This is a genomic window from Pantoea sp. V106_11 (assembly GCF_029967885.1).
GTDB classification, from domain to species: Bacteria; Pseudomonadota; Gammaproteobacteria; order Enterobacterales; family Enterobacteriaceae; genus Pantoea; species Pantoea ananatis.
The window spans coordinates 155431-175560 of sequence record NZ_JASCAK010000029.1; the positions used below are offsets into that span (position 1 = coordinate 155431).

Below are 20130 nucleotides of genomic sequence, written 5' to 3' on the forward strand. Positions count from 1 at the left end.
TGTTTCATACCGGCCTGTCTGTCCCGTGCGGCAGCGTCGTGCCGGGCCTGACAATATCGGGAGCCGCCGGGAGACAGTAGCAGGCCAGACGATGTGAATCCGGCCCGCGACACCTTTCACAGAAGCCCGCAAAGGGCTTTTACTGGTCAGACGTTGATCTTGTCTTGCATCCTGAGCGGGAGGGTTTCTGGCTCTTGCGGTTTACGGTATTTATCGAGCAGATGGATCTGGATTTTCCGCAGCATATCGCCGTTCAGCTTATAGAAGCGGAAATAGAGCAGTAGCGTCAGCATAAAAAACACAGCCGGCAGCGCAATCATAATAAATTGCATGCCTGCAAGGGTTTCCTGCGACTGTACGATATTGGGCATATAGCCAATCATGCCCAGCACCACGGCGATAAAGAAAGCGGCAAAGGCGGAGCCGCCTTTCACCACCATCGTCTGCACTGAATAGGCGATGCTCTCGCAGCGCACGTGCAGCTTGTATTCGCCGTAATCAACGGTGTCCGCCACCATAATGACCTGGAGCACCCAGAAAAGCGCGGTACCGGTGTTTAACAGGATGCCGGCCACCACAATCAGCAGCGTTGAGTGATAGCCTGCCAGTGCCATAGCGAACAGCACGCCACAGCTCAGTATCGGCAGCGCGGACGCGCCCGCCCACAGAATGCGGCGCGACAGGATGTTTACCAGTTTCGGGAACAGGATTAACGTGACGAGGTTTGCCGCGCCTGCATAAGAGAGGTAGTAGGGAAACAGCCCGGCATCGCCGATGACGTAGGTGAAATAGTAAATGGCAAAGCCGGTAATGATGTTAGCCGCGATGTTGTAAGCCAGCGCCATTCCCAGCAGGCAGGAAAGCTGATCGTTACGGTAAATGAGGGCAACAATGGCTTTTAGCCCCAGGCGGTCACTGCCTGAGGTTTCGTCGCGGGTGGACGAATAGACTTCATGCACGTTTCGCAGCGTGACTAACATGGAGACGATAAAAAAGGCGATTAACACTAGGGTAAACATCTGGAAGCCTAAGCCACGATTGTCGCCGCCAACATAACTGACAAAGGGCAGGGCCAGGCCTGCGGTAACGAACCCGGCAAGGCTGGCGAAAAAGCGTGGCCAGGGAACCAGCTGTTCACGTTCGCGCTTGTCCAGCGTGATGGTAGGCACCAGCGACCAGAACGGAATATCCATAATGGTGTAGGTCATGCCCCACAAGATATACGTCACACAGACATAAATAACCTGCGTGGTGCCTTCAAACAGATGGGCGCTAAACAACAGGAACAGCACCAGCGAGTTTGCCAGCGTGCCTGCAAAAATCCAGGGTTTGAATTTCCCCCAGCGCGATCGCGTGGCATTTACGATCCAGCCCATGATCGGATCGTTTATTGCGTCCCAGATCCTGGCCACTAAAAACAGCGTACCGACGAGGCCAACCGACAAACCCACCACGTCGGTGTAGTAATACATCAGGTACATATAAACAATGCCAATAGCAAAATCTTTCCCAAATGCGCCGAATCCATAGCTGAGTTTTGTCGTTATTGAAATGCTCATCGGGTACCGGGACGCTGTTGCCAGCGCCCGCCTTCTGTTAAGGAATAGAGCCGCAGCCGGACAGCACGCCCGGAGACACAGGCATTATTTGTGCAGCCAGGCGGGCAGCCAGTCCCCGTGTTCGGCGATCAGCTCATCCACCAGCGCATAAATCTCCTCGATGCCCAGCACCGCCGCCGTATGGGGATCCAGCATGGCCGCGTGGTAAACCCGGTCAGGGTTTTCGGTCAGGATGGCTTCGGTCAGCAGCGTCTGCACGTTGATATTGGTTTGCATCATGGCTGCCAGATGTGAGGGCAGGGTTCCCACCTTCGTAGGCTGAATCCCGTTGGCGTCCACCAGGCAGGCGACCTCAACACAGCATCCCTGCGGCAGGTTGTCGATTAATGCATCGTTACGCACGTTGCCGTAAATCACGGCCGGTTCACCTGTCCAGATGGCATTCATAATGGCGCTGGCATATTCGCGCGAGGGTTTGCTTTCAATACGCTCAGCGCGCTTGTAATGTTCAAGCTCGGTACGCCAGTTATCCAGCTGCTCGACGCAGCGTTTGGGATACTCATCCAGCGGGATCTGGTAGCGCGCAATCAGATCCTCTCGTCCCGGCTTGATAAACCAGGGCGTATATTCTGCAAAATGTTCTGAAGACTCGGTGACGAAATAGCCCAGTTTTTTGAACATCTCATAGCGCACAATGTTGGGACAGCGCGTATTGCCATGCATGTTGGGTTTCGGTACCTGCCCGGCGTCAAAAGCGGCAAGCAGTTCCGGGTAGAGATTCACGTAAGCCCCGTCTGCAGTTTTACGCTCCAGCTCCAGGTAAAAGGCCATGTGGTTGATGCCGGCAGAGCGGTAACGTAAATCGGCCGGGTTAAGATTGAGATCGTAAGCCAGCTCTTCCGCCGTTCCCTGAACGGAATGGCACAGGCCAACCTGTTTGATATGCGGATAACGCGCGTACATCGCCCAGGTGTTCATCGCCATGGGGTTAACGTAATTAAGCATGGTGGCATCAGGACATACTGCCGTCATGTCTTCACAAATCTGCCAGAGGTGCGGGATGGTGCGCAGCGCACGCATGATGCCGCCCGGGCCAAGCGTGTCGGCGATGGTCTGCTCAAGACCGTAACGCTTACACACCGCAAAATCAGTGAGGGTACAGGGTTCATAGCCGCCTATCTGAAACGCGACCACAACAAAGTCGGCATCCGCTAATGCCGCTTTCTGGTCGGTGTGGCAGGTGATTCTTCCGGCCGCACCAGCCGAACTCATCAGCTTACTGACCACGGTAAAGGACTCTTCAAGCCGGGTCGCATCAATATCCATCAACGCGATATGGGCGGATTTCAGCGCATCGCGGTGAAAGACATCGCCAAGGATATTTTTGACGAAAATAGTGGAACCCGCGCCAATAAAGGTAATTTTGGGTGCAGACATCAGGACGCTCCATTGCAAGGTTGGATAACGCCAGAATGTCACGCCATTCATCAAGAAACTTCCGCCTTACGGAACGAGCATTCCCGAAAACACAGATCTGATGCTGGCGGCGAGCAGATCTGTGTTTTTGGGACAAATTTGCACGGAAAGAAGAGTATCTGGTGTGCTAACAGGCGAAAACGTCATGCTGACCGCGCATTTCTCGCCTCTGATACTGGCCTGAGCCGTTCAGATATGGCAGGGTTCTGATAATTCAGGAGAGGGAATGATGATTATGCAGCCTGTCGTACCACTTCCGCCCGACCCGCATATGTGCAGCAGCGATGAAAAGCAGACCCGCAGCCCGCTGTCGCTCTATTCTGAATATCAGCGCATGGATATCGAACTGCGTCCGCCGCTGGCCATGACCACCAGCCACTGGCACGGTCAGGTTGAGGTGAATGTGCCGTTTGACGGTGACGTGGAGTACCTCATTAATAACGAGGTCGTTCAGATCAAGCAGGGTTACATCACCCTGTTTTGGGCCTGTACGCCACATCAACTCACCCGTCCCGGACGCTGCCAGAACATGGCTATTCTGAACCTGCCGATGCATCTGTTTTTGTCCTGGCCGCTCGACAGGGAGTTAATCAATCATGTTACCCACGGCATGGTGATTAAATCTGTGGCGAAGCAGCAGCTCAGCGCGTTTGAAGTGCAGCGCTGGCAGCAGGAGCTGAACAGTCCCGACGAACAGATTCGCCAGCTTGCCGTTGATGAGATTGGTCTGATGCTTAAGCGCTTTAGTCTGTCGGGATGGCAGCCGGTGCTGGTGAACAAAACGTCGCGTACGCACAAGAACAGCGTTTCGCGCCATGCTCAGTTTTATGTCAGCCAGATGCTGGAGTTTATCGCAGATAACTACGATCAGGCTTTAACCATCAATGACGTGGCCGAACACGTTAAACTTAATGCGAATTATGCGATGGGCATTTTTCAGCGCGTGATGCAGCTGACGCTAAAACAGTACATCACGGCCATGCGGATCAATCATGTCAGGGCGCTTCTGAGCGATACCGATATCACCGTTCTGGATGTGGCGCTGACGGCCGGTTTCCGCTCCAGCAGCCGTTTTTACAGCACGTTTGCCAGGTATGTTGGCATGTCTCCTCAGCAGTACCGCAAGCTGAGCCAGCAGCGGCGGCAGACAATGTCTTTATAAGTTTCCGATAGCGTTGGCCGTCTTTGCCTGCAGGCTGGCATCATAACAAGGAAATTTTTGCGGTTTACTCTACACTCAGGCAGGAAATTGCGCTTCAGGGCACGCAGGAATAAAGCAGAACGTGGCAAAGGCTTGCTTCTGCTTTTGAACTTTGCATAATGCCCGTTTCCCAGAACAGGCAAACCAGCAGGCTTCAACATGATTAATGATGTCATCACCCCGGAATTTGATGAGAATGGACGCCCGTTGCGTCGGATTCGCAGTTTTGTGCGCCGCCAGGGCCGCTTAACCAAAGGCCAGCAGTTGGCGCTGGATAACTACTGGCCAGAGATGGGTGTTGAATATCAGCCTGATCCCGTAGATTTGCCCGCGCTGTTTGGCCGCGAAGCCCCGGTAACGCTGGAGATCGGCTTTGGCATGGGGGCCTCGCTGGTGACCATGGCGCAAAACACTCCCCACCAAAACTTCCTGGGAATTGAAGTGCACGCGCCAGGCGTAGGTGCCTGCCTGGCCTCGGCGAAAGAAGCCGACGTCAGCAATCTGCGCGTGATGTGCCATGATGCGGTTGAAGTGCTGGAAAAGATGATCCCTGATAACTCACTGCGCATGGTTCAGCTGTTCTTTCCCGATCCGTGGCACAAAGCCCGTCACAATAAACGCCGTATCGTGCAGGTGCCTTTCGCCGAGTTGGTGATGCGTAAGCTCAAGCTGGGTGGCGTATTCCATATGGCAACCGACTGGGAAGCTTATGCAGAACATATGCTTGAGGTCATGAGCAGCATCGCAGGTTATCGTAACCTGTCTGAAGACAGCACCTATGTGCCGCGTCCTGAAACGCGTCCATTGACAAAATTTGAGCAGCGCGGGCAGCGTTTAGGCCATGGCGTATGGGATTTAATGTTTGAGAGGGTGAAATAATGGCCACACAACGCAGCCGCCGTTTACGTAAAAAATTACATATCGATGAATTCCAGGAACTGGGCTTTTCCGTGGCCTGGCGTTTTCCTGAAGGCACGTCTGAAAGTGACATCGATGAAACCCTGAACCAGTTCATCAACGAAGCGATCGATCCTAATGGTCTGGCTTACGATGGCAGCGGTTATCTGGCGTGGGAAGGGCTGATTTGCCTGCAGCAAACCGGTAAATGCACCGATGAGCATCGTGAACTCGTGCGCAAGTGGCTGGAAGACCGCAAGCTGCAGGATGTGAAAGTTACCGAACTCTTTGACGTCTGGTGGGACTAAGTTACCAGCAGTGTCGCTTTCACACCCAGACAGGGAGATTGTATGATTCGTAACGCGCTGGTCGCCGGCCTTTTACTGGCGGCAACGCAGGCCCAGGCTGCCTGGGAGTGCAGTGTCAAACCGCAGGATGATGTTGTGATTACGCCACAAAGCGTGCAGGTGGTGGGCGCAAATGGCAATCTGCAGATATCGACGCTAGGGGATGTGCAGTTCAACGGTCAGAAGATGGCCCTGAACGCCGCTAACCGTCAGGAGGCGATTGATTATCAAAATGCCTTACGCCGCGATCTTCCCTGGATCGATAACGGAGCAACATCCCGTCTGGAGAAAGGGCGTGCCGCGCTGGATAACATCATTACTCAGCAGGTTGGCGAATCCAGCCGGTTACATAGCCGACTGGCTACGCTGAATACGCAGTTAAAAACCCAGATGAACCGTATTATTGAGCATCGCAGCGATGGTTTAACCTTCCATCATCAGGCGATCGATCAGGTGCGTGCCGATGGTCAACAACTGGTTAATCAGGCGATGGGCGGTATTCTGCAGGACAGCATCAATGAGATGGGCAGCAAGGCGATGTCCAACGGTGGCGGTAGCGGTTTGCAGGGCTTGATGGGCAATCTTGGCGGCCTGCAAAACGCCATTCAGAGCGAGTGGAACAATCAGGAAGCCGATTTCCAGCAGTTTGGCAAAGCGGTTTGTAACCGGGTGATTACGCTTGAGAATGACCGTAAAGCCCTGGTCGGTTCGCTGAAATAGTACTTTTCAGACGGCCTGCGCCGCCTGGTCGTCTGCCTTTCATCCTGAACGTCACGCCGCCACGGGCTGGCGTTTTTCTGCTTTAGCACGTTGTTGAAAAAAGGGGCTGGAGTCAGCCCCTGATGCCTGTCAATCGTTGTTGGCCTCTTTGACGACCGTTTTGCTACGGGCGACATAGTTATAGATAACCAGCAGGGCAAAAATTCCAGTGATCACCATGGTAATGGTCCCTTTATCAAGGAATCTGGCCATATTCCCCAACAGAATCCCCGTGACGCCGAAATCGGTGTCTGAGAAGGTGGTATTCGTCAGGCCGATGGCGCCCAGAACAGGCAATAAGGCGACCGGGAGGAAGGTAATCAGAATACCGTGGGCAAAGGCACCTAACATGGCCCCGCGTTTCCCGCCGGTAGCATTACCAAAAACGCCTGCGGTTGCGCCGCAGAAAAAGTGCGGTACCACGCCAGGCAGAATTAATATCCAGTGCAGCTGTCCCAGAATAAACAGCCCGACCAGGCCGCCGATAAAGCTGGAAATAAAACCGACCAGAACGGCGTTAGGCGCATAGGGGAACACAATCGGGCAGTCGAGTGCCGGACGCGCGCTTGGCACCAACTTCTCTGAAAACCCGGTAAACGCCGGCACAATTTCGGCCAGAATCAAACGCACGCCCTGGAGGATAATAAAAACACCGGCAGCGAAGGTAATGGCCTGCACAAAGGAGTACACCAGATAGTTTTGCCCGTGGCTGAACTGACTCTCCACGTATTCTCTGCCTGCCGAAATGGACAAAATAAAATAGATGACCATCATCGTCAGGGAAATAGAGATGGTGCTGTCACGCAAAAAACTCAGGTTTTTTGGCATGTTCATCTCTTCGGTGGATTTAGAACCTTTGCCCACCAAAGAACCTATCCAGCCCGACAGGACATAGCCAACCGTACCGGTGTGCGCCAGCGCGACCTGATCGTGCCCAATGATTTTACGCATGTAGGGCTGTGCCAGTGCCGGGAAAAAGGCCATTAACATGCCCAGCGTCAGCGAGCCGGTATAAATAAGCTGCACGCCCTCGAAACCCGCCACCGAAAGAATAATCGCGATCATGCAGGCCATATAAAAAGTGACATGACCAGAGAGGTAGATATATTTCAGACGCGTAAAGCGGGCGACGGTAATATTGGCCACCATGCCGAAGGCCATAATCAGCGTCGTGGGCGCACCATACTTCGCCAGGGCGATAGAAACCATCGCCTCGTTATTGGGAATAATGCCCTGGACGTTGAACGCGTGTTTGAAAATATCCCCCAGCGGCGTCAGCGATCCCACTAACACAGTGGCACCGCCTGCCAGTACTAAAAAACCCAGGATGGTTTTTACCGTACCCTTTATCACATCCGGCAGCGGTTTACGTTGCGCTATCAGACCGAACATGGCGACCAGCCCGACCAGAATAGAGGGGACCTTCAGCACGTCGACAACTACCAGTAAAAGGTTTTGTATAAACATAATAACCTCAGCGGTAAGTGTTCTTTTTTAAGTGGGTGACAGGGTTATTTATTGAAGTAGTCGCGAATTTTCTGCTCAACTTCCTTCAGGTCGATAATGTTATTGATAATGATGACTTTTTCCGGTGGCAGGTTAGCGCTGTAGGCGATGTCTTTTGCCATCACGAACACATCCGCTACGTCTGGCGTGACCGAACCGAGATCGGCGTGTTCAACGTCTGCCGTCATATCCATCGCTTTAAGCACTTTTTTGATGTTCATTTCCATCATGAAGCTGCTTCCCAGGCCTGAACCACAAACTGCCATAATTTTCATAAAAACCTCTTTTAATTTTAACGAGTTAAAGGGATATGCTGTCTGCTAACAACAGGGCACAGAGTGCGTGTTGGCTTTGTGCCTGATAAACGCGTTCCATCACGTCGTCATCGGTAAGCACCTCAGCCAGCTGGGAGATCATCTCAATGTGGCTGTTGCTGTCAGGGGCGGAGAACATAAAAAGGATATCGACAGGATCATTCTCTCCTGCATCAAAGGTGACCGGGTTAGCCAGCTTGACTACGGATAATCCCAACTTTTTGGCACCCTGCTCAGGGCGGGCATGCGGCATGGCAATGCGCGGCGCAATAACGAAGTAGGGACCGGTTTCCTGTTTGAGGCGGATGATGGTGTCAATGTAATCCTGTGAAATCGCCCCCTCACTAAGAAGAGGATCGCCCGCGACCTGAATCGCGGCTTTCCAGTCGGATACGCGCTCAATATATTGAATTTTTTCAGCATTCAGCCATTGGGTCAGATTCGGCATACAATGTCCTGGATAAAAGGTTAGGCAAAAAAGTCAGCCAGCTGGCTTCCAGAATTCATCAAGCTGTACAGTCATCTTTCTCTGTTTATCCCTGCGGCTTTGCCTTTTTTATTTCATCTGACAAAACTACTCACGGCTGAGGGGTAAACGTAAATGACATTAACTTACTCTAAAACAAGGTATTAATTTAAGTTGCACTCGTCAGTTCTGACAAATTGCTGTTGCAAAAACCGGCTTGTACGTATAGACATGTTCAAGCTGTCTAGTCATCTTGATGATGCACCTCGACCTGTACAGATACAATATGCAAGAATCATTTCTGGCGGGGCGCGTGGGGTTTGAGTGCAAAATCGTTAGCTGGATCACATCTGGATCTTTGCTCACGGGCACGTCGTGACGAAAACCGGGCCTGCAGGGTTTGCTGTAGGGCACCGCAGGCACGGGCACACTATTCGGGAATATGCTGATGTTCGATGGCATTACAGAGAAGCAAAAAGAGGTAGTCGACTATATCCTGACAAAGATCATGCAGGATGGACTGCTGCCGGGCGATAAGCTGGACACGGAAATCGCGATTGCTAAGAACATTGGTATTACCCGGGCGACGGTGCGGGAAGCCACCCGCATTCTTATTGAGCAACAGCGTATTTATCGGGTGAAAGGCTCCGGGCTGTTCGTGGGGTCCATCGGCAAGAGTAATCACTCAGGCCGGTTTCATGTGCTTTCCCCGTTTGATTATCAGGCACACAAAAAAGGGCATAAAGCGGTCAGAAAGGTGCTGACTGCCAGCATCATTAAAGTGCCCGGGCCGGATATGGCGCAGGCTTTACGCATCAAGAACAGTGACCAGATTTACAAAATTGTTCGTCTGATGTGTTTTGATGACATCCCCGTTGCGCTGGAATATATCCACCTGCCTGTCAGCCTGTTTAGCAGCATGGAGTTTGGACGACTGGAGATCTCAAAATATTCGTACATTGAACAGATCACCGGCAAGAAAATTCAGCGTCGCGATCAGCAACTGAATGCCATCAATGTTACCGATGGTGAGCAGCTCAGACTATTGAATTTTAATGCGAATGAGGCGGCGCTGGAGATCAACGAAACCGTCTATCTGGATGATGGTATGCCCTGTGAGGTCAACATCGCCATTATAAATACGAAGCTGTTACAACTGAGACAGAATACCGAACGCGGTTGATGTTCGCGCAAACGGCCCGGTCGCTTTAGTGATGCTTCCGGGCCAGAATGCTCTAGGCTTCCGCTAAAAACAGCTCCAGCAACGAGTTCAGAAACAGTTTCCCTTTCTCTGTAATCTGCCAGTGTTCCGGCGATTCAGTGATGTAACCTGCGGCAATGGCCTCGTCGAGCTGTGGGCGAATCAGCGTTTCATGCAGCCCGGTATAGCGGCTAAAGTCTGCACGCGGCGCGGCCTCCAGCAGACGAAAACGGTTCATGAAGAACTCAAAAGGCTTATCCTCGTCTGCAACGTCGTACTGCTTATCGAGATAATTGCCCTTCATAAAGCCACGCGGATGGCGCACTTTTACGGTACGGACAATACGGCCATCTGGCTGAGTCAGTTTGCCATGCGCACCACAACCAATGCCCAGATAATCGCCAAAGCGCCAGTAGTTCAGGTTGTGCTCACAGCGGTAGCCCGGTTTAGCATAGGCCGAGGTTTCGTATTGCTCATAACCTGCCGCAGTCAGCAACTGGTGGCCCTGCTCAAAAATATCCCATAGCGCATCATCATCCGGCAGGGTTGGCGGGCGAGAGCCAAACAGCGTATTGGGCTCAATCGTCAACTGATACCAGGAGAGATGCGGCGGGTTGAGCGCAATCGCCAGGCGCAAATCATCCAGCGCCTCGGCCAGCGACTGATCGGGCAGGCCGTGCATCAGGTCAAGGTTGAAGCTGCGCAGCCCTAAACCCTGTGCCAGTGCTGCGGCACGCTTCGCTTCTTCCGGTCCGTGGATACGGCCCAGACGTTCCAGTTTCTGCGGGCTGAAGCTCTGGACACCAATCGAGATTCGGTTAATACCGGCGCGTTGATAGGCGCTGAAACGATCCGCTTCCACCGTGCCCGGATTGGCTTCCATCGTGACTTCAGCATCGGCTGTCAGCGTCAGCCGCTCGCGTACGCCATCCATCAACATCTGCATGGCGCTGCTGCTTAACAGGCTTGGCGTCCCGCCGCCGATAAAGATCGTGCGAACCTCACGACCCTGAATCAGCGGCAGGTCGTGTTCAAGATCGCGCAGCAGGTGCTGCACATACTCAACGTGCGGCACCTCATCCTTTAATGCGTGAGAATTAAAATCGCAGTAGGGGCATTTCTGTACACACCAGGGAATGTGGATGTACAAACTCAGAGGCGGTAAATCAGGCATTACGCATCGCTTCCAGTAACAGCGTCAATGCTTTACCACGATGAGAGACTTTTCCTTTCTCTGCCTTAGTCAGTTCGGCTGCAGTTTTACCCAGTGCCGGAACCCAGAACACCGGATCGTAACCAAAGCCACCTTCACCGGCTGCCGTTCGGGTAATTTCCCCTTCCCAGGCACCGTGGAAGACCAGCGGCGTTGGGTCGGCAGCATGACGTAGATAAACCAGCACGCAGTGAAACTGCGCCTGACGTTGTCCGTCAGGCGTGTTTTCCAGAGCCTGAAGCAGCTTTTCCAGATTCTGCTGGTCGCTGGCGTCTTCACCAGCATAGCGGGCTGAGTAAATCCCGGGCGCGCCACCCAGCGCATTCACGGCCAGGCCAGAGTCATCTGCGATAGCCGGCAGGCCGGTCAACTGCGCGGCATGGCGCGCTTTCAGGATGGCATTTTCAATAAAGGTCAGGCCGGTTTCCTCGGCGGATTCCACGCCAAGTTCGGTTTGCGCCACGACATCCAGACCAAAGTCAGCGAGCAGATCCGCCAGTTCACGTACTTTGCCGGGATTGCCGGTGGCAAGAACAACTTTTTGCATAACAGTTCCAGTTTGATTCATTTACAGCAAATACCAGAGACCCGGGAACAGATCCATGCCAAGGAAATTCAGGGCATACAGCACCAGAATCACGATCATGGCTGAGAAGTCGATGCCGCCCATGGCAGGAAGAATACGACGAATCGGCGCCATTAACGGCTCGGTCAACTGAATCAGCACATAGTCCATCGGGCCGCGGCCCTGACTGATCCAGCTCATCAGGGAGCGAATGATAATGACCCAGAACACCAGATAACCTGCAGATTTCAACAGCGACAGCAGGCCAACCAGCAAATTCGTGGGATCGACAGAGAACACGCCGACCTGAATCAGCAGCAGAAGGGGATATTTAAGCGTTGTCAGCACAAAGGCCAACAGCAGGGAGGCCGTATCAATCGGACCCAGAGCCGGAAGGATACGACGCAGGGGTTTTACAATCGGCTGGGTAATCTTCACGACAAACTGCGCAAGCGGGTTATAAAAATCACAACGTGACCACTGCATCCAGATGCGCAGCAGCAGCACCATGACGTAGAGATCGATTAGCGTTTTTACTAAAAACGTCATTGTTAACATGAAGTTCCTCAATTATTGTTGTGAAGGTTGTGTGTAATCTCGCGCGCCAAAAATGGCGGTGCCAATGCGCACCATCGTACTGCCAGCGGCAATTGCCGCCTCCATGTCATCGCTCATCCCAAGGGAAAGCGTATCAACGTCGCTATACTGCTGTTTAAGCTGGTCAAAAGCATCAGCCATTTGCTGGCATACCGCCAGCTGTCGCTGATAATCTTCTTCGGGTGCCGGAATCGCCATCAGCCCGCGCAAACGCAAACGCGGCATCGTCAGGATGTCCTGAGCCAGTCCGGCAACTGCCTCCAGCATGATGCCAGATTTGCTGTTTTCATCACTGATATTTACCTGGATTAAGACATTGAGCGGCGGCAGATGTTCAGGCCGCTGATCGTTAAGACGCTGTGCGATCTTCTGACGATCGACCGTATGACACCAGGCAAAGTGTTCAGCGACCAGGCGGCTTTTATTGGACTGCAGCGGGCCAATGAAGTGCCAGGTTAAGGCAGGATGTGAGGTCAGTGACTGAATCTTTTCAACCCCTTCCTGAACGTAATTCTCACCAAAATCGATCTGTCCCGCCGCTGCGGCTTCTTCGACCGCGCTCGCAGGCTTTGTTTTGCTCACTGCAAGTAGCGTAATTTCTTCTGGCGACCGGCCGCAACGGGTTGCAGCAGCAGCGATTCGCTGACGGACTTGCTGTAAGTTGTGCTGGATTGAAGTCATAGTCTGGAGATCAAAATGGATTTGGATGAATTAGTGGAGCTTAGTGTAAAGCATAACGCCGCCGATCTGCACCTTTGTAACGGACATTCGCCGTACTGGCGCCGTCAGGGCGGGCTTGAAACGCTGCCCGGCCAGCCCATCCTGCCATCCGACTGGATGGCGAGATTTACCTCGTCATGGCTGGACAGCGAACAGCAGCAGGTGCTGAAGCGAGAAGGGCAGTTGGATTTCGCCTTAACACTGGTTAACGGGCAGCGCCTACGCGCGAACCTGTTTATGCAGCGCAACGGGCTGTCTCTGGCGCTGCGTATTATTGCCAGCCGCTGTCCTTCGCTTGCGGATTTACGCCTTCCGCAGGTTGTGCCCACCTTGCTGAACAAACAGGACGGGCTGATTTTGATTACCGGCGCGACCGGTAGCGGTAAATCCGCCACGCTCGCCGCCATGGTCGATGCCATCAACCGGCAGCAGGCCCGTCATATTCTCACGCTGGAAGATCCCATTGAGTTTATTCATCACAGCCAGCAGTCCCTGATTCAACAGCGCGAAGTGGGGCTGCATTGCCGCTCGTTTAGTCTGGGCCTGAAAGCGGCCTTACGCGAAGATCCCGATGTGATTATGCTGGGAGAATTACGCGACAGCGATACCATTCGCCAGGCATTAACCGCGGCAGAAACCGGACATCTGGTGCTGGCGACGTTGCATACGCGCGGCGCGGTCCAGGCGGTGGATCGGCTGGTGGATGTGTTCCCTGCAGATGAAAAGGCGCTGATACGCACCCAGCTGGCGGGCAGTCTGAAAGCCGTTATTGCGCAGCAGCTAGTTTCAGCCACAGATGAGACACGCGTGGGGCTGTTTGAAGTGCTGATTGCCACCAGCGCGGTGGTCAATCTGATTCGGGAAGGCAAAATGCATCAGATTCCCGCTATTTTGCAAACCGGCGCGCAGGCCGGAATGCAAACCTTTGAGCAGAGTCGGTTAGCCCGTCAGGCCGAAGGGGTGATTCATTAATGGGTTTCAAACCAGTCCTGCAGGATAATCGCCGCTGACTGGGAATCGACTGAACCTTTATTCAGGGCACGATAGCCACCCCGTTCAAACAAACCAGCGCGCGCTTCAACGGTGCTGAGGCGCTCATCCTGTAGCTCAACGCGAATACCAAAACGGCCATGCAGGCGATTCGCAAACTTACGGGCGCGGGCTGTTAAAGGTTGCTCGGTGCCGTCCATGTTCAGTGGCAAACCCACCACAACAAAGTCGGGCTGCCACTCTTTAAGCAGCTTTTCAATTTGCAGCCAGTCTGGCGTCCCGTCCTGCGCCTTAATCGCGCTTAACGGACGGGCGCTGCCCGTCAGCTGCTGACCAACCGCAACGCCGATGCTTTTGGTGCCGAAGTCAAAACCTAACAACGTTTGTGTATTCATCAGGCGTGACCTGCATCGCTGGCCATGTTGTGAATATCAATGCCCATACTGCGCGCGGCTTCACGCCAGCGCTCGGCGATGGGCGTCTGGAACAAAATATTGCTGTTAGCCGGTGTGGTCAGCCAGGCGTTCTCCATCAGCTCATTTTCAAGCTGGTCTTTTTCCCAGGCACAATAACCCAGCGCGACCAGCACATGATCGGGCTGTGAGGCTGTACCGATCGCTTCCAGCACGTCACGTGAGGTGGTAATCACGGTGTTGTCTGACACCCGAATGCTGGAAGTAAAGGTGCGCTGTGCCGAGTGCAGGATAAAGCCCCGATCTTCCGCCAGCGGACCACCGCTGAACACCGGCTTATCAAGATTGATAGCCGGATCGCGGTTATCTTCGGCGATCTTGAGCTTTTTCAGAATGCCTTCAACCGTCAGGTTTTCCATCGGCTTATTGATAATCAGCCCCATTGCCCCTTCTTCGTTATGCTCACAAACGTAGACGACAGAACGTTTAAAAAAGGGATCTTGCAACGATGGCATGGCAATTAAAAAGTGATGCTGTAAATTCATTCTCACATGCTTTACCAAAGATAACCGGTGCGTGATTGCTGCACCGGTGTTGGGTTGATCACGGAGCATGGCCCCAGCGTTATGCTCAGCTCAGGCGCTTCTCAATGGCGTCCATCAGCATACCGGTGATGGAGACAGGGAAGGCGGCCTCAATTTCACGAATGCATGTTGGGCTGGTCACGTTAACTTCAGTCAGTCTATCACCAATAATGTCGAGGCCCACAAAAATCAGGCCTTTGGCCTTCAGTGTTGGACCGACGCGGCGGGCGATTTCCCAGTCACTTTCGCTCAGCGGGCGCGCTTCACCGCGTCCGCCAGCCGCCAGGTTTCCGCGGGTTTCTCCCCCCTGGGGAATACGCGCCAGACAATAAGGAACCGGTTCGCCATCCACCACCAGCACGCGCTTATCACCGTCTTTGATAGCTGGCAGGTAGTTTTGCGCCATGCAGTAACGGCTTTCATGTTCAGTCAGGGTTTCAGCGATAACGCCGAAATTCGGATCGTCCTGCTTCACTCGGAAAATAGAGGCGCCGCCCATGCCGTCCAGCGGTTTCATGATGACGTCGCCATGCTCTTGCCAGAACGCCCGCAGCTGTTGCTTAGAACGCGTGACCAGGGTGTCCGGCGTGAATTCAGCAAACCAGGCGGTATACAGTTTTTCGTTACAGTCGCGCAGGCTTTGCGGCTTGTTGACGATCAGCGTGCCCTGCTCTTCAGCCCGTTCCAGGATGTAGGTACAGTAGATAAACTCGGTGTCAAACGGCGGGTCTTTACGCATCAATACGACGTTGAGATCGGCCAGTTTAATCTGCTGCTCACTGCCAAACTGATACCAACTTTCGGCATTCTGTTCCACGCTAAGCAGGCGAGTGCGGGCGTAAGCCACACCACCGCGCAGGGAGAGATCGTTCATCTCCATGTAGTGGATTTCGTAACCCCGGCGCTGTGCTTCCAGCAGCATTGCAAAGCTGGAGTCTTTTTTAATGTTGATGGATGAGATTGGGTCCATCACGATGCCAAGCTTGATCATTATTATCTCCTGAAGGAGGCGGCGGTTACCGTCTCGTTTCGTTCGGGCAAAAAGGGGCTGAGCAGTCAGAACGCGATGTTGATTACAGGCGTCCCAGTGGAGCTAAAAGTATCGCTTAACCCAGGTCACCAAACCTCACCTGAAGTGCCGTAATGGCAGTCAGGGCCGTTGTTTCGGTACGTAAAACCCGTGGGCCAAGCAGAATATCGGTAAAACCGTGCTGCGCCGTCATGGCAATTTCGTCAGCTGAAAGCCCGCCTTCCGGACCAATCAGCAGGCGAACGCGCTCAACCGGCTGAGGCAATGTGTTGATGCTGTGGCTGGCGCGCGGGTGCAGGTTCAGTTTTAACCCACTTTCCGCTTCACTGCACCAGGCTTCCAGTGCCATGGCCGGACGGATTTCGGGTACCCGGTTACGACCACACTGCTCGCAGGCGGCAACAGCAATCTTTTGCCACTGCTGAATTTTTTTTGCCAGGCGTTCGGCATCCAGTTTGACACCACAGCGTTCAGAAAACAGCGGCGTAATAACATTAACGCCCAGTTCGATTGATTTCTGGATGGTAAATTCCATTTTTTCGCCGCGAGACATGACCTGACCGAGATGCAGATGGAGGGGCGACTCGCGATCGTCTTCCTGACTTGCCGTGATGGATACTTTTACACGTTTTTTATCAACATGCGTGATTTCTGCAGCGAAAGTCAGATTACTGCCATCAAAGAGTTCTACATGCTGTCCGCTGGTCATACGCAGCACGCGACCAACATGACCGGACGCGTCTTCATCAAGCGTGATTTCACTGCCAACATGAACAGGCTGTGAGTGATAAATGCGAGGTATGCGCATAATGTCCCTGAGAGCTAAACGCCGCGAGGTTGACGCGGCGGGGCTGTGAAACAGTTAGTTTAGGGCAGGGATTTTAACGCGTGCAAGCCTCAAGCACATAAGGATTATGATTCCCCTGTACGCGAGCGATGCGCTGGTCGCGCTCGCATTCCCATTTGCTGACCGGATAGAGCTTGTTCCAGGCTGTAAATAACTGCGTTTGCTGACGTGACAGACGCAGATGATACTGGTCGCGCATATAGAAGTAAGTCCGGGCGATCGCGCCACGGGCCCGTTCGGGCGGCTGCGCCTGCTTGTTTTTAAAATCAATCTGCATGCTGCACTGACCGTACTGTTTATCCGTACCGTTCCACTGACTGTAGGCATAGTTACCGCGATCGCCATTCACTTCACCGATTGCCGGCTGCAGATTATGCAGGTCGGTTTCGATACGGCGATAGTCGGCATCTTTGCTGCAATTTTTGCGGCCGCCGTTCTGCCAGCACTGACGTTGATGGCCGAACTCCCAGGCGGGCATCACGTGTTCCCACTCGATACGTGCGGCGCGGCGGGCATTTTTGCGCGGCTGGTAGCCACAGCTGTTCAGATCAGGCTCCCCCTTTTTGCCGTGCCAGGTAATTTTACAGCCACAGTAAAAGCTGCCGGGCGCATCGTCATTAATCTCTGCGGCGTAGGCTTTTGCCTGTTGAAAATTATTTTGATGATAGTTGTTGAGGTTTAGGGCCTGGCTGTTAAAAGACGCGAGTAACAGTGCAGTCGTGATGAGAAATTTGCGAGACATGTTCCAGTTTTACCCCTGGTCCTTAAAAGGGCGGCAGGGTAACAGAATGCCTGCTCAGGCGGAATGAGAATCCGCTCAGGAAAGGGGAAAAACCTCGGCTTTCAATAAGCTACCGCAGTGAACGCAGCGGTACTCGCTTTCGCCGCGAACGACACGATTATGGCGCCTCACGGTAAGCTGGTGCTGTTGACACTGGCAGCGATAAGCAAAGGTGCGGCTGCGCACCGACTCGACCTCAAACTGATGGGTGCGCCGCGCCGGCACGCCCAGCACAGTCTCCATCATCCATTTCCACTCTTTGCCATGCGGTGCAACGCGGCCGAAGGTTTTCCACACCAGCAAATGGGCCAGCTCATGGGGAACGACCTCATCAATGAAGGCCTGCTGATTTTCCATCAGCAGGACAGGATTCAGGCGGATTTCCCATTTTTCCAGCCAGGCCGTTCCGGCAGCCGTGCCGCGCTGCTGATAAACCAGCCTGGGTTCGGGATAATGTTGTTCGAGCTTTTCATTTGCCCGTTCGAGCCCACTACGCAGGGCGCGCATAACGGCTTGTTGTAGGGCAATGGGAAGACGGGATGTTTTCATGGCGCTCAGCATAAGCGGCAGCGGCGTGGAACTCAACTCAACAGCAATATCGGTCCTGCAAAAAAGTCGTACCCGCCGAACCCGACGGGCAGACATGACATTATTTTAATGGAACTGCCTTATTGTCTGAGCAAGTTGCTGCGCCTGATCCTCAAGTGAGCTTGACGCCGCTGACATCTGCTGAACCAGCGCAGCGTTTTGCTGGGTCGTGCCATCCATTTCATTGACCGCGATGGTCACCTGCGCAATACCGCGGGCTTGCTCATCGGATGCAGCAACGATTTCACCAATGATGCGCTGCACTGATGAAACGGCATTTGTCATCTCATGCATGGTTTTGCCTGCATCGTTGACTAGCACAACGCCATTTTCAACCCGAACAACTGATTCCTCAATCAGGGCGGAAATATCTTTCACGGCGCTGGTTGTCCGCTGCGCGAGATTCCGGACTTCGGCGGCTACGACCGCAAAGCCGCGCCCCTGTTCGCCTGCGCGTGCAGCTTCAACAGCAGCATTAAGTGCCAGAATGTTGGTCTGAAACGCGATGCTGTTAATCAGCGTGGTGATATCACCGATTTTCTTTGAACTTTCATCAATCTGCGCCATGGTAGTGACCACCTGATCGACCAGGGTTTCCCCCCGGCTGGCGATGCGTGTGGCATTTTCAGTCAGGCTCGTTGCCTGCTGTGCATTATCCGCGTTCATGCGGATAGCTGCACTAATCTGCTCCATGCTCGCGGCAGTTTCTTCCAGTGCCGCAGCCTGTTCCTCGGTGCGTGAGGCGAGGTTGAGGTTTGCACCGGCAATTTCGCCCGCTCCCTGCTGGACCGAGGTGCTGGCGTCTTTGATTTGTCCCACAATGCTCTGCAACTGTGTCTGCATGGTGTTGAGGGCATAAAACAGGCTGCTGCTGTCGCCTGGCGCAACCTGAATGCCATTGTTTAACTGACCTTCAGCAACGGCCAGCGCAATGCGCGCCGCCTCTTCGGGTTCACCGCCAAGATGACGCATCACTTTACGGTTGAATAACAGACCCAGCACGGCCCCCACGGAAAGGATACTGACAATCATCAGCGCAATAGCCCAGTAAAGCTGCTTGTCAGCCGCCGCCATTACCTGGCTGACGGGTGCCACAATCCCTACATACCAGGGTTTCGTGTTGTTGCCCACGCTTATCGGGTACCAGGTGTACATGGCATTTTCTTTCAGTACGGGATCGTACTGTTCTGTCACTGCCGTACGGTAGCTGTTGCTGTTTCCCTGCCATTTTTTGCCGGCTTCACCTGCATTGGGGGAGGAAATCACGTTGCCGCTGTTCGAAAGCAGCAGCGCGTAGCCGGTTTCGTGCCAGGGTTTGATCTGGTTTACTTTTTTCTGGATGGCGGAAAGCAGGATATCGGAACTGACAACCAGCTTCAGTTTGTCATTGACCATAACAGGGGTAGCCACCGAGGTTAACCACTCTGGTTTTGCGCCATCATAAGCGAAGCTGTAAGGCTCAATCAGGGTGTCCTTTTGCGTTTCTTTCGGCAGTAAATAGTAATTACCGGCCCCCGGCTGCAGAAAGTCCAGTGCCGGATTCATTTTGTAGCGCCCGTCTTTGTCCCGGTCAACATACCAGGCATAGCGACCACCCGGTGGCGTTCCCTGCGGGCCGACAAAGGCACTGTCACGGCCATCAAAGGCATCGGGTTCAAACACTACGGTCATCGACACAAAGTCAGGGTTTTTATTCAATGCATATTCCATCAGCTTGTCGGCAACTTTACGATCATTTATCCCTGCTGCAGGCAGGGCAGCAAGGCTTTGCCCCAGGTTTTGAGCGGCATCCAATGCATGCGTCAGTTCCTGCTGAATTTGCCCGGCGTGACTAGCAGCAATTTGCTGCAGGTAGTTAGCGGCAAGAGATTTTTGTTCTTTCGAGGACTGCCAACTGAGTAATCCGATGGTCGCAGTAAACCCCACGACGATCGTCATTCCGCCTGCCAGCAGCATCTGAGCACGGGTGCTCATCGTCTTTTTAGGGCTGGTATTGTTCATGCTATTTCCTGGTCAACGCGAAGTCTGAAAAAAGCTTTTTATAATGAAAACGTCAGGTAATTTATCGGCGTATAT

At 53.4% G+C, this 20130-nt stretch carries 22 protein-coding genes; 6 read left to right on the forward strand and 16 right to left on the reverse strand.

Going from position 1 to position 20130, the window contains the following annotated elements; all coding sequences use genetic code 11:
* Window positions 1-146: 146 nt before the first annotated feature.
* A complete protein-coding gene (gene melB, locus QLG08_RS13020) occupies window positions 147-1559 on the reverse strand; it encodes a melibiose:sodium transporter MelB (RefSeq protein WP_072137168.1) in 1413 nt (470 codons plus the stop codon).
* 84 nt (window positions 1560-1643) lie between these two features.
* On the reverse strand, window positions 1644-2999 hold the full coding sequence (locus QLG08_RS13025) for an alpha-glucosidase/alpha-galactosidase (RefSeq protein ID WP_105091914.1): 1356 nt from the start codon (window positions 2997-2999) through the stop codon (window positions 1644-1646).
* A gap of 265 nt (window positions 3000-3264) precedes the next feature.
* On the opposite strand from QLG08_RS13025, the gene melR reads away from it, so the two are divergent.
* The 4 genes from melR (at window position 3265) to QLG08_RS13045 (ending at window position 6200) form a co-directional block, all read left to right on the forward strand.
* The gene (gene melR, locus QLG08_RS13030) at window positions 3265-4197 is read left to right on the forward strand and encodes a transcriptional regulator MelR (protein ID WP_029569116.1); all 933 of its coding nucleotides are present in this window, start codon (window positions 3265-3267) and stop codon (window positions 4195-4197) included.
* 198 nt (window positions 4198-4395) lie between these two features.
* Window positions 4396-5115, forward strand: coding sequence for a tRNA (guanosine(46)-N7)-methyltransferase TrmB (trmB, locus tag QLG08_RS13035; protein WP_013027102.1), 720 nt, complete (start codon window positions 4396-4398; stop codon window positions 5113-5115).
* Window positions 5115-5441, forward strand: a complete 327-nt coding sequence (locus QLG08_RS13040; protein ID WP_013027101.1) for a YggL family protein — start codon at window positions 5115-5117, stop codon at window positions 5439-5441. Before trmB ends, QLG08_RS13040 begins: the two co-directional genes overlap by 1 nt.
* 42 nt (window positions 5442-5483) lie before the next feature.
* Entirely contained in the window at window positions 5484-6200 is a 717-nt protein-coding gene (locus tag QLG08_RS13045; protein ID WP_238492924.1) for a DUF2884 domain-containing protein, read from the forward strand.
* Window positions 6201-6329: 129 nt separating this feature from the next.
* Here QLG08_RS13045 and QLG08_RS13050 read toward each other — a convergent pair whose 3' ends face one another.
* Genes QLG08_RS13050 through QLG08_RS13060 form a run of 3 tightly spaced genes read right to left on the reverse strand, consistent with a single transcriptional unit; the run spans window position 6330 to window position 8507 of the window.
* On the reverse strand, window positions 6330-7706 hold the full coding sequence (locus QLG08_RS13050; protein ID WP_013027099.1) for a PTS ascorbate transporter subunit IIC: 1377 nt from the start codon (window positions 7704-7706) through the stop codon (window positions 6330-6332).
* 44 nt (window positions 7707-7750) lie between these two features.
* Complete coding sequence (locus QLG08_RS13055; RefSeq protein ID WP_013027097.1) at window positions 7751-8020, reverse strand: PTS sugar transporter subunit IIB; 270 nt, start codon at window positions 8018-8020, stop codon at window positions 7751-7753.
* Between the two features lie 25 nt (window positions 8021-8045).
* On the reverse strand, window positions 8046-8507 hold the full coding sequence (locus tag QLG08_RS13060) for a PTS sugar transporter subunit IIA (RefSeq protein ID WP_238492923.1): 462 nt from the start codon (window positions 8505-8507) through the stop codon (window positions 8046-8048).
* A gap of 466 nt (window positions 8508-8973) precedes the next feature.
* Between QLG08_RS13060 and QLG08_RS13065 the strand changes: the two genes are divergently transcribed.
* Window positions 8974-9708 (forward strand): GntR family transcriptional regulator, encoded by a 735-nt coding sequence (locus QLG08_RS13065; protein ID WP_041458028.1) that lies wholly within the window; start codon window positions 8974-8976, stop codon window positions 9706-9708.
* Between the two features lie 52 nt (window positions 9709-9760).
* On the opposite strand, the gene hemW is transcribed toward QLG08_RS13065, so the two are convergent.
* Genes hemW through QLG08_RS13085 form a run of 4 tightly spaced genes read right to left on the reverse strand, consistent with a single transcriptional unit; the run spans window position 9761 to window position 12782 of the window.
* Window positions 9761-10900 (reverse strand): radical SAM family heme chaperone HemW, encoded by a 1140-nt coding sequence (hemW, locus tag QLG08_RS13070; RefSeq protein WP_210453919.1) that lies wholly within the window; start codon window positions 10898-10900, stop codon window positions 9761-9763.
* Window positions 10893-11486: an XTP/dITP diphosphatase gene (locus QLG08_RS13075; protein ID WP_042677522.1), complete on the reverse strand. Its 594-nt coding sequence runs from the start codon at window positions 11484-11486 to the stop codon at window positions 10893-10895. The genes hemW and QLG08_RS13075 overlap by 8 nt, the downstream gene beginning before the upstream one ends.
* 21 nt (window positions 11487-11507) lie before the next feature.
* On the reverse strand, window positions 11508-12062 hold the full coding sequence (locus QLG08_RS13080) for a YggT family protein (RefSeq protein ID WP_014594515.1): 555 nt from the start codon (window positions 12060-12062) through the stop codon (window positions 11508-11510).
* A gap of 12 nt (window positions 12063-12074) precedes the next feature.
* A complete protein-coding gene (locus tag QLG08_RS13085) occupies window positions 12075-12782 on the reverse strand; it encodes a YggS family pyridoxal phosphate-dependent enzyme (RefSeq protein WP_013027091.1) in 708 nt (235 codons plus the stop codon).
* A 15-nt stretch (window positions 12783-12797) separates the two neighbouring features.
* On the opposite strand from QLG08_RS13085, the gene QLG08_RS13090 reads away from it, so the two are divergent.
* Window positions 12798-13793 carry a type IV pilus twitching motility protein PilT gene (locus QLG08_RS13090; protein ID WP_282472967.1) on the forward strand — a complete coding sequence of 332 codons (996 nt, stop codon included), beginning with the start codon at window positions 12798-12800 and terminating at the stop codon, window positions 13791-13793.
* Here the strand turns inward: QLG08_RS13090 and ruvX are convergent.
* The 7 genes from ruvX to QLG08_RS13125 form a co-directional block, all read right to left on the reverse strand.
* Entirely contained in the window at window positions 13790-14206 is a 417-nt protein-coding gene (gene ruvX / locus QLG08_RS13095; protein ID WP_013027089.1) for a Holliday junction resolvase RuvX, read from the reverse strand. The two genes, QLG08_RS13090 and ruvX, sit on opposite strands and share 4 nt — an antisense overlap.
* Window positions 14206-14769: a YqgE/AlgH family protein gene (locus tag QLG08_RS13100; protein WP_019104764.1), complete on the reverse strand. Its 564-nt coding sequence runs from the start codon at window positions 14767-14769 to the stop codon at window positions 14206-14208. The genes ruvX and QLG08_RS13100 overlap by 1 nt, the downstream gene beginning before the upstream one ends.
* An 85-nt stretch (window positions 14770-14854) precedes the next feature.
* Complete coding sequence (gene gshB / locus QLG08_RS13105; protein WP_013027087.1) at window positions 14855-15799, reverse strand: glutathione synthase; 945 nt, start codon at window positions 15797-15799, stop codon at window positions 14855-14857.
* A gap of 115 nt (window positions 15800-15914) precedes the next feature.
* A complete protein-coding gene (gene rsmE, locus QLG08_RS13110; RefSeq protein ID WP_014594512.1) occupies window positions 15915-16646 on the reverse strand; it encodes a 16S rRNA (uracil(1498)-N(3))-methyltransferase in 732 nt (243 codons plus the stop codon).
* A 73-nt stretch (window positions 16647-16719) separates the two neighbouring features.
* Window positions 16720-17427 (reverse strand): deoxyribonuclease I, encoded by a 708-nt coding sequence (endA, locus tag QLG08_RS13115; protein ID WP_250331167.1) that lies wholly within the window; start codon window positions 17425-17427, stop codon window positions 16720-16722.
* 75 nt (window positions 17428-17502) lie between these two features.
* Window positions 17503-18015 carry a SprT family zinc-dependent metalloprotease gene (locus QLG08_RS13120; RefSeq protein WP_042677525.1) on the reverse strand — a complete coding sequence of 171 codons (513 nt, stop codon included), beginning with the start codon at window positions 18013-18015 and terminating at the stop codon, window positions 17503-17505.
* Window positions 18016-18120: 105 nt separating this feature from the next.
* The gene (locus QLG08_RS13125) at window positions 18121-20055 is read right to left on the reverse strand and encodes a methyl-accepting chemotaxis protein (protein ID WP_013027083.1); all 1935 of its coding nucleotides are present in this window, start codon (window positions 20053-20055) and stop codon (window positions 18121-18123) included.
* Window positions 20056-20130 lie beyond the last annotated feature (75 nt).

Excerpts from the sequence above, each read along its gene's own strand:
- QLG08_RS13100 (WP_019104764.1), bottom strand. The coding sequence starts at position 14,769 with ATGAATTTACAGCATCACTTTTTAATTGCCATGCCATCGTTGCAAGAT.
- QLG08_RS13055 (WP_013027097.1), bottom strand. The coding sequence starts at position 8,020 with ATGAAAATTATGGCAGTTTGTGGTTCAGGCCTGGGAAGCAGCTTCATG.
- QLG08_RS13120 (WP_042677525.1), bottom strand. The coding sequence starts at position 18,015 with ATGAAAACATCCCGTCTTCCCATTGCCCTACAACAAGCCGTTATGCGC.
- QLG08_RS13060 (WP_238492923.1), bottom strand. The coding sequence starts at position 8,507 with ATGCCGAATCTGACCCAATGGCTGAATGCTGAAAAAATTCAATATATT.
- rsmE (WP_014594512.1), bottom strand. The coding sequence starts at position 16,646 with ATGCGCATACCTCGCATTTATCACTCACAGCCTGTTCATGTTGGCAGT.
- melR (WP_029569116.1), top strand. The coding sequence starts at position 3,265 with ATGATTATGCAGCCTGTCGTACCACTTCCGCCCGACCCGCATATGTGC.
- hemW (WP_210453919.1), bottom strand. The coding sequence starts at position 10,900 with ATGCCTGATTTACCGCCTCTGAGTTTGTACATCCACATTCCCTGGTGT.
- endA (WP_250331167.1), bottom strand. The coding sequence starts at position 17,427 with ATGTCTCGCAAATTTCTCATCACGACTGCACTGTTACTCGCGTCTTTT.
- gshB (WP_013027087.1), bottom strand. The coding sequence starts at position 15,799 with ATGATCAAGCTTGGCATCGTGATGGACCCAATCTCATCCATCAACATT.
- QLG08_RS13090 (WP_282472967.1), top strand. The coding sequence starts at position 12,798 with ATGGATTTGGATGAATTAGTGGAGCTTAGTGTAAAGCATAACGCCGCC.
- QLG08_RS13080 (WP_014594515.1), bottom strand. The coding sequence starts at position 12,062 with ATGTTAACAATGACGTTTTTAGTAAAAACGCTAATCGATCTCTACGTC.
- QLG08_RS13075 (WP_042677522.1), bottom strand. The coding sequence starts at position 11,486 with ATGCAAAAAGTTGTTCTTGCCACCGGCAATCCCGGCAAAGTACGTGAA.
- QLG08_RS13050 (WP_013027099.1), bottom strand. The coding sequence starts at position 7,706 with ATGTTTATACAAAACCTTTTACTGGTAGTTGTCGACGTGCTGAAGGTC.
- trmB (WP_013027102.1), top strand. The coding sequence starts at position 4,396 with ATGATTAATGATGTCATCACCCCGGAATTTGATGAGAATGGACGCCCG.
- ruvX (WP_013027089.1), bottom strand. The coding sequence starts at position 14,206 with ATGAATACACAAACGTTGTTAGGTTTTGACTTCGGCACCAAAAGCATC.
- QLG08_RS13125 (WP_013027083.1), bottom strand. The coding sequence starts at position 20,055 with ATGAACAATACCAGCCCTAAAAAGACGATGAGCACCCGTGCTCAGATG.
- melB (WP_072137168.1), bottom strand. The coding sequence starts at position 1,559 with ATGAGCATTTCAATAACGACAAAACTCAGCTATGGATTCGGCGCATTT.
- QLG08_RS13045 (WP_238492924.1), top strand. The coding sequence starts at position 5,484 with ATGATTCGTAACGCGCTGGTCGCCGGCCTTTTACTGGCGGCAACGCAG.
- QLG08_RS13065 (WP_041458028.1), top strand. The coding sequence starts at position 8,974 with ATGTTCGATGGCATTACAGAGAAGCAAAAAGAGGTAGTCGACTATATC.
- QLG08_RS13085 (WP_013027091.1), bottom strand. The coding sequence starts at position 12,782 with ATGACTTCAATCCAGCACAACTTACAGCAAGTCCGTCAGCGAATCGCT.
- QLG08_RS13040 (WP_013027101.1), top strand. The coding sequence starts at position 5,115 with ATGGCCACACAACGCAGCCGCCGTTTACGTAAAAAATTACATATCGAT.